The sequence below is a fragment of the Labrys sp. KB_33_2 genome, assembly GCF_052114505.1.
Classification (GTDB): domain Bacteria; phylum Pseudomonadota; class Alphaproteobacteria; order Rhizobiales; family Labraceae; genus Labrys.
The window spans coordinates 196,098-207,191 of the sequence record NZ_JBFREW010000015.1; the positions used below are offsets into that span (position 1 = coordinate 196,098).

The following is an 11,094-nucleotide window of genomic DNA, read 5'->3' on the forward strand; positions in this document are numbered from 1 at the left end:
AGTGCATAGGAGAAATGTTCCCAATACGGGTACATTTTGTCAACCCATAATGGGACCAAATCAGAAAAAATGCCAGCCGGCGACGACCTTGCCGACGATCTGCAGCTCGTCCTCGCTGCGGGCGATCTGGACGTGGCCGCCATTGTCGCTGATCACCCGAATGGCGTTGTCGCCGAGGATCTTGGAAGTTTCGATACGCTTGGCCTGGATGTCGCCCCAGCGATCGCGGATGGCATAGATTCCATCGGGCGAGGGAATGCGATGGCGGGTATCGATGATCAGCGGCGTTCCCGGCGCGATGGTTGGGCGCATGGAATCGCCCTTGGCCTCGATGATCAGAAGTTCCCCGGGCTTGGCACCGATGCCGCGTAGGAACCAGGGCGGGAACACCCAGGCATCGGGCTTGACGGCATCGCGCGTCTCGAACTTGTCGCCGTCGCGGTAATAGGCATGCGCCACCTGCCCGCCTCCGCCCATGCCGGCGCGGGCGTCCACCTCGACGATGCCATTGCTGGGAATGCGCGGCGGCGCATCGGGGTCCAGTGCTTCGGGCGCCTCCGGTTCGAAGAAGCCGTCGGGCTGGTGCTCGTCGGGATCGAAGGAGGCGAGATGCAGGCGGTTCGACATCAGGTCGCCGGGATCGACCTTCAGCGCCGCGGCGGCCCGCACGATCCATATGTCCGACAGGCGCCGCTCGCCCCGCTCCAGCTTCACGAGCTGGGACCTGGTTGTACCCATTGCCTGGGCCAGCGCTTGCTGCGACAGGCCCTTGGCGTTGCGCAAGGTTTTGAGATTGTTCCCCATACGGGTACAATGCCTTAGAAACCAAACCTTGGCTAGAATTATTTTTGGGAACATTCCCCTTGCTTAATGAACCCATAATGGGTACATTAGGGTTATAGCCATTGCACGTTCCCTCCCGGACCAATCGCCCCCGAGCCCTTCGCATCGGGAGCCGATGTCTCCCGCCAGGCCGTGCGGAAAAACAAACCAGGCAAGCATTTTGCGCGCGCCGCGCCACCTCCGGAAGTCCGGAGGCAGTGCGCGGCACCGTGACGCCCGACGGCCTGACGACAGGAAGAAGGAGGCAGCCTCATGCAGCAGCCGGACGACCCGGGCTTCGCCCGCCACGACGTCGCAGGGGACGGATTGCCCGGCCCCAGCCACGACGGCGGCACCCGCCTCCTCGGCCTCGCTTTGTGTGCCCTCTCCGGCGCCTTCCTCGCAGCAATCGTCAGCCTCGTCACCGCCTGGCTGCGATGAGCGCTCCCCTTTTCAGCCCCTTTTCCTCGCAGCCCCTTTCATCGGAGACCGACATGGCGATGCCGAACAGCAAGCCCCGGCACTATCGTGCGGCGGACCAGCTCGAAACCGCGCGCGCCCTGCGCGCCAAGGGTGCCAATCTGCGCCAGATCGCCCGGGCCCTCGGCCGCAGCCATCGCGCCGTAACAGCTCTCCTGGCCCAGCTCGGCCCATCCCCAAACCAGGTCGAAGGCGACGAAAGCGAGGAAACGGGCGAGCAGGATCGCCAGGCGCAAGCGCTTCGCCGGGCCACGCTGCAGCATCTCAACGATATCCGGCGCGAACACGGCTTCGACAAGCGCTGGGAAAGCTACGCCCTGCGGCCGGAGACGGCGCTGCCTCTCGATAGCTGGCGCTTCCTCGACTTCTCTCCCATCGGTTCGCCCGCCGAGATGTGTGCCGGTCAGCTCGAACACTAAAAACTGGAAACGGGTTCAAAGTGCCCCGCCCAATCATAAGCCGGCTCGGTAATTCCACTCCAGAGCGCCTGGCTTGCACCGCTATCTGCACCCTTTTCCTTTCTCCCCTAGCCAGGAGGTCGCCCGAAATGCGCCCCTCTCCTTTCTTGAAGATCCGCCAACGCGAACCTTCGGGCCGGCTCCAGCGCGAGAGCGTCGCCGAAATCACCGCCACGGCCACAAGGAACCGTATTCGCATGGGCGTCCGGCCCGGGGACGCGCGCAGCCAGCTCGCCGGCTCTGTGTTCGGGCGCCTCAGCCTGCAGCAGGAAATCAATGCCCGGCAATATGAGGCGGGCTGCCGCTTCGGCGTCGCCGTCATCCGCTACGCCAAGGTCATGGGCTTTGCCTCACCCAACCCACGCTCGCTCGACATGCTGATGCTGGGTAGTGGCAGCCACGGCGAGGAGGCTGGCGATGCCGAAGCGATCGCCAAGGCGCGCCGGCGCTACGAGGACATGTTCACCGCTCTCAACGACGCCCCCGACGGCAAACGCTATCTCAGGGCTCTCAAGACCTGCATCCTGCAGGACCAGCACGTCGACCTCGGCGATCTGCGCTGCGGATTGAATATTCTTTGCCGACTATGGGGTTGACGCCGCCCAGCCGATATGGCAAATTAAGACCCTGAGAAAAAGCGCCCGACCGAAAGGTTCGGGCGCTTTTTTGTGCCCTGCGCACGCCTTCGCGGCTGCCTTTGTCATTGCCGGGCATGACAAAAATTGGTGTCTCGCTTGTCTCCGCACAACGGCAGAGCGCCACACCACGCGACATCCCGCTGCGCCGAAGCCGACGCGCCCAATCCCGCAACACTGTGACCGACTGACCCGCGGCCCCGCCGGAGGCTGACGGCCCCCTCCCGGCACGCCGATCACGGCGACATGCGAGCCTGTCGCGAGACCCATTCCGCTTCCGGCGCATGCGATGGTTCCGGGGGGCGCAGCTGTAAGCCCCCCATCCCTCATCCTTGAACATTCCCCCCGCCTCCGGCGGGGGATTTTTTTTGCCCTATGGACCCCCATGCCCCGTTTTCCAGACTATGACGCCGAGAGTGGCCAGGGCCTGCAATTCCCCGTCGCTAGCCCCAGCCAGGTCCCTGCCGAGGCCGCCGCCTACCAGGCCAGGGTCACCAGCCAGAACGCCTTCGACGACGAGGAGCGGTTCAACCAGCGCCTCCAGCAACGCCAGGCCGAGCTCGACGAGGCCGCGCGCGCCATGCCGCCCGGCGCCACCGGCTTCGCCGCCAACATCATGCAGAGCACGCAGAAGGGCGACAGCGCGCTGCTGGCGGCGGTTTCGCCGGCCAATCGCCCCGCCTTTGCCGCGAGATTGGCTGCTGATCGCGAGGCCCTGCTCGGCCAGGCGGCGGCGATCGAGCGGCAGGGGCGCTCGCGCTACGAGGCCGGGGAACTCGACAACGCCTTTGCCGCCCATGAGCAGGACGTGGCCCGCGATCCCTCGCTGCTGGCGACAGCCCGGAAAGCCTATTTCGGCCTGGTCGACAGCTCCGGGCAGACGCCGGCCCAGAAGGCCCAGCGCCGCCAGGATGCCGAGCGCGGCTTTGCCATCGCGGCCTGGCGCACTCGCTTCGCGGATGATCCGGAGGGCGGTGCCCGCGCTCTCGGCCAGGATGACGCCGCTGGCGGTGCTGCCGGCGACCCGGCCTTCGCCGCAATCCCCAAGGCGGAGCACGACCGGCTGATCGGCGATGCCTTCCTCCGCCGCGACCAGGACCAGGCTCTGGCCCGCGGCACGCTCGAACCGACGCTGCGCGATGCCGGGACGGCGCTGACCAGCATCGGCCGCCATGACGGCGCCCTGCCGGACGAGGCCCGTTTCACCGCCGCCTATGGCCGCGAGGACGGCCCGCGCCGCCACGCCGAATTCCAGCGCATCGTCAAGCTCGGCGCCGATGTCGACGCCATCAAGACGATGACGCCGGCCGAGCAGACGGCCTGGCTCGCCCGTTTCGCCCCCAAGGCGTCTGAGTTTACCGGCAACGGCCCCGATTCCGTACAGGATCGAGAGCGCCATGCCCGCGCGGCACAGGCTGTCGCCCTCAACCTGGCGGCGCGCAACAAGAACCCCAACGCTTATGTCAGGGCCGTCTATCCCGCTCTCGACAAGCTCTGGACCGAGGCGGAGAGTTCGCCCGACAGGCTGAAGGCGGCCCTGGCAGCCACCAATGCCGCCATGGACGGGCTGGGCCTGCCGGCACAGGGCCGCGCCGTGCTGCCCAAGGCGATGATCGACAAGGCGCTGATGCGCTTCGGCGACGTCGCCAGGCCGCTCTCCGAACGCATCGCTCCCTTCCGCGCCCTGATCACCGCACCCGACGATCCCGCCCGGCAGGCCGGCTTGTTTGCCCAGGCCATGCAGCTTGGCCTGCCGCGCCTCGCCGCGCCGGCGCTCGCCGCCTATGGCAGGGGCGAGGACGACAGGGCCACCCGCCTGCTCGCCGCTGCCTTCGGGGATCCAGCCACCGCTTTCGATGGCCAGGCCCCTCAGCCGTCCTCCGGCACCAAGCCCGGCTGGCCGACCGACCCGGCCGCATCGGCGGCGCCGACAAGCCCGCCGGCCCTGCGCAGCGGCGGCGCGGATACCAGCGGCACCAATCCCGCCTGGCATCCCGCTCACGCCGATACCGCCATCGACCTCGCCCCCGCGATGACGGGCGAGGTCACCCGGCTGCAGGCGGCCGGCCCCGGTGACATCGATCCCCTCACCGCCATGCTCTACGACCGACTGGTCCGGCGCAATCTGGCGCTCAATGGCGGCGACCTCGCCAATGCCCGCACCCTGGCAGGCCAGGACATCCGCCTGCCCGGCCCCACGCTCTATGCGCAGATCCTATCAAAGACCCTCACCGATGCTTCCCCGGACGGTGGTTCGGCCAACGACAATGGCGGCGCCCGCATACAGGGGCCTGCCACCGCCACGCCTACCAAGCCCCCCTTCGAGATCCCCCAGGGACCGGGCAAGCCAGCCAATGTCAACACCGCGCCTGCAATACCCACATCGCCCGGCGCCACTGTCGGCAATGCCGGCAAGGCGGTTGTTGATACCCCCGAAGCGCCGGTCAAACCGGGCATCATCGGCACGCCTGGAACGCCTGAACCCAAACCAGCATCGCAGGCGGACCTGGCCCGTCCGCCGCAGGGAGCAACAGCTTCCGCATTCCGCATGCAGGCCGGCGCTTTTGCAAAGATGGCCGCCGGAGGCAGCGCCGCCGTCGCAGGAGCGCTCCTGCTGGCCCTGAACGAGGCCAGGGACGTCTCCGAGCCCCATCCGGGCACAATCATTCCCAAAACCTATGTCTTGCCGAGCAGCGGCGGCCTGAGGGTCTCCCCCGAGGCGACGCAGATCCTGCTCCCCAGCGCGAACGAGTGGGCCGGCAAGACAGAGGACCAGCGCAGAGAAATCCAGGCGAACCGGCTTCAACAGTTCAACAACGCCGCAAGCGATGCCTTGCACCGGACCGCCGGCCATCCCCTGGACTATGAACTGGTCTCCACCGGCGGCTTCGACTTCATCCTCTCGCCAGGCGCCAAGCCGGGCGAGCCGGCGCGCATCGTCATGGCACGCTGGACGCCGACGTCCGGCGAACCGGATGTGTGGCCGTCCCTCGACGGCGGGCAGCCAGGCCCGATACCTCGCCCTCTCCAGACCGCCGCAACGCCCTATGATCAGCAAGTCTACGACAGCCTGTACACGTCCAGCCGCAATCCGGCCTATGCCTACACCATTGCCCGCACCATGCGGGTGGTCCAACAAGCGGGCGAGGCCAGGCCGACTCCGGAAGGACAGGAAGGACAACAGGCCGGCTGGGAAACGCGCTGGTTCCTCCCCGAGGAAGATCCGGCTCTCGCCGGGATTGGAATGCCCCATCCGGAACAACGGCGGGCCTCCCCTCTCGGTACCTTCGGCATATTCCCTGCCACCGCGCAGCCTCCGGACCTGAACTCACCCGCAGGCGGCGATGACGGCGAAAACGGCCCTGAACCTCTCGTCGAACCTCTTCCATCATCGAGCCCCGATCAGCCTTTCGATCCCGGCGAGTACTATGCCGCCCGTAAGGCGGGAATGACCAGGCAACAGGCGCTGAATGCAGCGATAGTCAGCTATCGCAGCAGGGGAAGCGGAGCCAACACCACCAAGGGCGATTCTTCGCTTCCGCCTGCACCGCCTCCGCCATCTCGTCCTCCTCAAGATCCGGACGATCCCTATGATGAAGCCAAATACGACAGCATGTACATGCTTACGGGAAGTCCCAGGGCAGCGCTGAAGGTTGCCAAGGATACCTATCGTTCAACGGCGCGTGATAGGAATCCTGACGGATCGCCCACTTCGACCATGGCTAACAAGGAGCGAAAAGGCCAAAGCTACCCTCCGCCCCCTCTTAATCCCGACGACCACATCGATATGGCGGACTATACTGCCCATCGAAATGCTGGACTTAGCGCCTCGGCCGCGCTTGAGGCTGCCAAGACTGACTTGAAGGAGTTGATCGCGAGAGAAACCCAGGGTGGAGCAGTGCCGACCGCCACCGACCGGCCAGAAAAAGGGCAGGTCCCCAAGCCAGTCACGGACAAAACACCCTGGTATCGTCTTCTCCGAGGCGCAATCATCCAAGGCTATGCCGATTGGACTGTCGAAACACGCCGGCAGCAGATCGCAACTGGAAAACAACCAACGCACCCAGAGGTTACTACAGCCGGCATTGTCGGAAATACCGTTAAATTCAGTATGAATCAGAAATCTCGATTCGATTATAATGACCCCAATCAGGACACCCTCGCGGCCAATGCAATCCGAACTGATACCCAGCGGATACATGACGCCGGCAACGAAACGTCACCTAATGAGAAGATGGCGGACGCCCACGGTGAAGTCGCCCTCATTCAGAAGTTCGCTGATGCTGGTCAAACCAAAGGGCGGTTCCTTCATATGGTCGTCAATGGCCGCGATGTTTGTGGCTGGTGTATGGTCGATATCGCTCGTGCAGCTACGGCGGCAGAACTGGAAGGGTTGGTTATCTATGAAACCGCGACAGGCAACACTAAATATTGGCATTATGGGATGGGTAGTATCAAACGCATCGGAGATGTTAACCCATGAAAAAAAATAACTTTCACATAAGTTGGTTCATTCGCGACATTCCACGCCCTGAAGGTGGCGGTGGCAAGTCCAATTGCGATTGGGATTTCATAATAAGAAAATTACAGGAGCTTCAACATGAAGATGGATCCGTAGCACTTGAATTTGACAACGGCAACGAAGACGATGACAAATCCTTAAGCGTACACGCTCAGAACGATCATTATTTTATCGTTTTTAATGACAAAAGAGACGGAAAACATTTTCGACGTGCCTCATTTGATCCAGCCTCTCCGTATAGTAAATACGAGATGCAAGGTTCTGATTGGGATTCTCGCATAATTTTTACTGATTATGATTTAGTATACGATGTATTTAAACAATTCTTTGAAACTGAAAAGATAAGCTCACCGCGTATCGCACCCTATTGAAACGCGGCGTGTTTACGGTGCTGATGTTTGGTCGTTGCCGTTGCTATTGCGAGCACACCTGGCGGCACGCTCAAGCCCTACAGAGACGGCGTGAACATAGCATAATGTAAATTTCCGCGTAGTCCGATGAAAGCGCGCAACTGGCCGCCGCGGCAATTCGGGAGGACGTTGAACGCATCCGTGAGGCAGATAAACAGCCTCCAGCAAATGAGAAGATGGCAAACGCCCTTGCAGAGGTCGTCAAAATTCAAAAATTCGCGGATGCGGGTCGGACCAAGGGCGAATATCTCTACATGATGGTCAACGGTCGCGACGTCTGCGGATATTGCGAGAAAGATATCGCTCGCGCTGCTACCGCAGCCGGACTTGAGGGGATTGTGATCTACGAAACGGCAACAGGTCATACCAAATATTGGCGAAGCGGTATGAAAGCGATCAGACGAGTGAGAGGGATTGCACAATGAACAAAAACAACTTTTTTATTAGCTGGTTTATTCGCGACGTCCCCCGTCCTGAGGGAGGGGGGGCAATCCAACTGCGATTGGGATCTAATCCTAGCAAGGCTTGAAACGCTACGACATGCGGATGGCTCAGTTAATCTTACTTACGAGAGTGACGAGGAAGAAGATTACAAATCTCTAAGCGTTCATGCTCAAAATGACCATTACTTCATCGTTTTTAACGACAAAGAAAACGATGAAGACGTTCGGCGAGTGTGTTTCGATTCAAATACTGCATATAGCAAATATGAAATGCAGGGTTACGCCTGGGATTCCCGCACAATCTTCACTGACTATGAATTAATTTATGATGTATTCAAGCAATTTTTTGAAACCAGAAACGTCATATCGCCACGTATTGTTCAAAAACAAAACAATTAATACTTATAATTACACTTTATCTTGAATATATATTTATGAGCACAGCTGTTAGCGCGCTTGTATATTTTAAGAGGAGACTATGGCCACCTGATCAGCGACGCCGTCCTCCTGCGAGATCAGGTCTCGCCCGGGGCAGGCTCGACTCCATACTCCGTGACGCCGAGACGGCGCTGACCAGCGTCGGCCGCTATGACGACGCCCTGCCGGACGAAGCCCGTTTCACCGCCGCCTACGGAATTACGGTGACAGTGCACTCTATGACAACTCCTAAGTGCGGTCGCATCGTGCCTTGATGGCTCGGCTTGCACACATCGTGGTTCCCGGTCTGCCCTATCATGTCACCCAGCGAGGCAATGGGCGGCAGCGCACTTTCTTTGGCGCAGAGGATTACGCCTTCTACCGCGACTACCTTGCGGACCATTGCCAGGCCGCCGGCGTCGAGGTGTGGGCCTGGTGTTTGATGCCCAATCACGTGCACATCATTCTCGTGCCGTCCGATCCGGATGGCCTGCGGCGGGCCTTGGCGCCAACCCATCGGCGCTATGCCGGCCATGTCCAGGCGCGTGAGAAACGCACGGGGCATTTTTGGCAGGGACGCTATGGCGCGGTTGCGATGGATGAGGCGCATCTGCTGTATGCGGTGCGCTATGTCAGCCTCAATCCGGTGCGGGCCGGTCTGGTGGAGCGGGCTCAGGATTGGCCCTGGGCCAGCACACGGGCCCGTCTCTTCGGGCTAGAAGACGGCATTACCAGCCTCACGCCGCTCCGCCAGCCTATCGTCAATTTTTCAGATCTGCTCGATGATGAAACGGACGAGGCGATGTTCAATCGCATTCGCCGGGCGGAGACCGTCGGGCGCCCGCTTGGCGACGACGCCTTCATCGATCGCATCGCGATATTAACCGGCCGCGAGGTGAGGCCGGGAAAGCGCGGAGCTAAGCCCAAGGAAGGGTAGTTGGTGTTGATCGACTGGATCGGCAATAGAATGCACTGTCACCGTAATTCGGCGGCCTCGATCCCCTCACCGCCATGCTCTACGACCGGCTGGTCCGGCGCAATCTGGCGCTCAATGGCGGCGACCTCGCCAATGCCCGCGCCCTGGCAGACCAGGACATCCGCCTGCCTGGCCCCACGCTCTATGCGCAGATCCTGCCAAAGACCCTCACCGATGCTTCTCCGGGCGGTGGCTCGGCCAACGACAATGGCGGAGGGTATACGCCAAAGCCCGCCACCACCACACCCGCCAAACCGCCCTTCGAGCCCCCCCAGGGGCCGGGCAAGCTGGCCAACATCAATACCGGCCCAGCAATACCTGCATCCCCCGGCGCAACAGTCAACAATGACGGCAAAGCGATTGTTGGTGCTCCCGAGGCACCCACCAGGCCGCGCATCATCGGCACACCGGAAACGCTAGAACCCAAGCCTACATTGCATCCAGTCATCGAGCGCTCACCACGGGGGGCAGCAGCCTCCGCATTCCGCATGCAGGCCGGCGCTTTTGCAAAGATGGCTGCCGGCAGCAGCGCAGCCATCGCCGGAGCGCTCCTCCTGGCGATGAACGAGGCCAGGGATGTTTCCGAACCCTATCCTGACACGATTATTCCCAAAACCTACGTGCTACCGGCCTTTGGCGGTTTGAGAGTCCCGCCCGAGGCAACGCAGATCCTGCTTGCCGGAGCGGATAAGTGGGCCGACAGGACAGTCGACCAACGCAATGAAATCCAGGCGAACCGGCTCCAACTGTTCAACATCGCGGCAAGCGATGCGCTGCGCCGGACCGCTAGCCATCCCCTGGACTATGAGCTGGTCTCCACCGGCGGCTTCGACTTCATCCTCTCGCCGGGCGCCAAACCAGGTGAGCCAGCGCGCATCGTCATGGCGCGCCGGACGCCGACGTCCGGCGAACCAGATGTGTGGCCGTCCCTCGATGGCGGGCAGCCAGGCCCGATACCTCACCCTCCCCAGACAGCCGCCGCCCCCTATGACCAGGAAGTCTATGACAGCCTGTACACGTCCAGCGGCAATCCGGCCTAAGCCTACACCATTGCCCGCACCATGCGGGTGGTCCAACAAGCGGGCGAGGCCAGGCCGACTCCGGAAGGACAGGAAGGACAACAGGCCAGCTGGGAAACGCGCTGGTTCCTCCCCGAGGGCGATCCAAACCTTGCCGGAATTGGAAAGCCCCCACCGGAGCAACGGCGAACTTCCCCTCTCGGTACCTTCGGCATATTCCCCGCCCCCGCGCAGCCTCCGGACTTGAACTCACCCGCCAGCGGAGAGGACGGCGAAAACGGCCCCGAGCCTCTCGTCGAGCCGCTTCCTGCCTCGGGCCCGAATCAGCCTTTCGATCCCGGCGACTACTATGCCGCTCGCAAGGCGGGGCTTAACAGACGGCAGGCCCTAGGCTCAGGACTCGTTGATCAGAGCCAGAAGATGACGGCGGCGGCGATGCAAATGGCCGAGAAGAAGGTGTGAGCGCATCGGTCGTAGCGGGTTGCGATGCGCCGCCAGTCCTTGAGTTTAGCGAAGAGGTTCTCGACCTTGTGTCGCTGGCGATAGAGCGCCTTGTCGTAAGGGTAAGGGATTTTCCGGCTTCGGCTCGATGGGATACACGGTTCGATGCCTTTGGCGACCAGCGCCTGGCGGAATGCGGCGCTGTCGTAGCCGCGATCGGCGATGAGGTCTTTGGCGGGCGGGAGTGCGCCGAGCACGAGGCGTGCGCCCTTGTGATCGCTCATCTGGCCTTCCGAGAGCAGCATGACGATCGGACGGCCCTCGCCGTCGCAGACGGTGTGGAGCTTGGAGTTCAACCCGCCTTTGGTGCGCCCGATACGGCGGGGAACAGCCCCTTTTTGAGCAGGCTCGCCGCCGTGCGATGGGCTTTCAGGTGCGTCGCGTCGATCATGATCCGCTCGGGCTTCGGCC

Annotated in this window: 10 protein-coding genes and 1 pseudogene; 9 read left to right on the forward strand and 2 right to left on the reverse strand. The window is 62.4% G+C overall.

The features are described 5' to 3' along the window. Positions 1-60 precede the first annotated feature (60 nt). The gene (locus tag AB4037_RS25510) at positions 61-804 is read right to left on the reverse strand and encodes an XRE family transcriptional regulator (protein ID WP_434959390.1); all 744 of its coding nucleotides are present in this window, start codon (positions 802-804) and stop codon (positions 61-63) included. A 291-nt stretch (positions 805-1,095) separates the two neighbouring features. On the opposite strand from AB4037_RS25510, the gene AB4037_RS25515 reads away from it, so the two are divergent. From AB4037_RS25515 to AB4037_RS25555, 9 genes are all read left to right on the forward strand, one after another. After that, positions 1,096-1,263, forward strand: coding sequence for a hypothetical protein (locus AB4037_RS25515; RefSeq protein ID WP_434959389.1), 168 nt, complete (start codon positions 1,096-1,098; stop codon positions 1,261-1,263). Between the two features lie 53 nt (positions 1,264-1,316). After that, complete coding sequence (locus AB4037_RS25520) at positions 1,317-1,721, forward strand: hypothetical protein (protein WP_441773407.1); 405 nt, start codon at positions 1,317-1,319, stop codon at positions 1,719-1,721. A 128-nt stretch (positions 1,722-1,849) separates the two neighbouring features. Next, the gene (locus AB4037_RS25525) at positions 1,850-2,356 is read left to right on the forward strand and encodes a hypothetical protein (RefSeq protein ID WP_434959387.1); all 507 of its coding nucleotides are present in this window, start codon (positions 1,850-1,852) and stop codon (positions 2,354-2,356) included. A 424-nt stretch (positions 2,357-2,780) separates the two neighbouring features. Next, positions 2,781-6,878 carry a cytidine deaminase-like fold-containing protein gene (locus tag AB4037_RS25530; RefSeq protein WP_441773408.1) on the forward strand — a complete coding sequence of 1,366 codons (4,098 nt, stop codon included), beginning with the start codon at positions 2,781-2,783 and terminating at the stop codon, positions 6,876-6,878. Next, the gene (locus AB4037_RS25535) at positions 6,875-7,288 is read left to right on the forward strand and encodes a DUF6911 family protein (protein ID WP_156771791.1); all 414 of its coding nucleotides are present in this window, start codon (positions 6,875-6,877) and stop codon (positions 7,286-7,288) included. Before AB4037_RS25530 ends, AB4037_RS25535 begins: the two co-directional genes overlap by 4 nt. Before the next feature lie 140 nt (positions 7,289-7,428). Beyond that, on the forward strand, positions 7,429-7,752 hold the full coding sequence (locus tag AB4037_RS25540) for a cytidine deaminase-like fold-containing protein (RefSeq protein WP_441773413.1): 324 nt from the start codon (positions 7,429-7,431) through the stop codon (positions 7,750-7,752). 48 nt (positions 7,753-7,800) lie between these two features. Beyond that, entirely contained in the window at positions 7,801-8,169 is a 369-nt protein-coding gene (locus AB4037_RS25545) for a DUF6911 family protein (RefSeq protein ID WP_441773414.1), read from the forward strand. A gap of 292 nt (positions 8,170-8,461) precedes the next feature. Continuing rightward, entirely contained in the window at positions 8,462-9,124 is a 663-nt protein-coding gene (locus AB4037_RS25550) for a transposase (protein WP_441773409.1), read from the forward strand. 74 nt (positions 9,125-9,198) lie between these two features. Then, complete coding sequence (locus tag AB4037_RS25555) at positions 9,199-10,203, forward strand: hypothetical protein (protein WP_441773410.1); 1,005 nt, start codon at positions 9,199-9,201, stop codon at positions 10,201-10,203. Positions 10,204-10,589: 386 nt separating this feature from the next. Here AB4037_RS25555 and AB4037_RS25560 read toward each other — a convergent pair. Next, positions 10,590-11,094, reverse strand: a pseudogene (locus AB4037_RS25560) (IS5 family transposase); the annotation flags it as partial.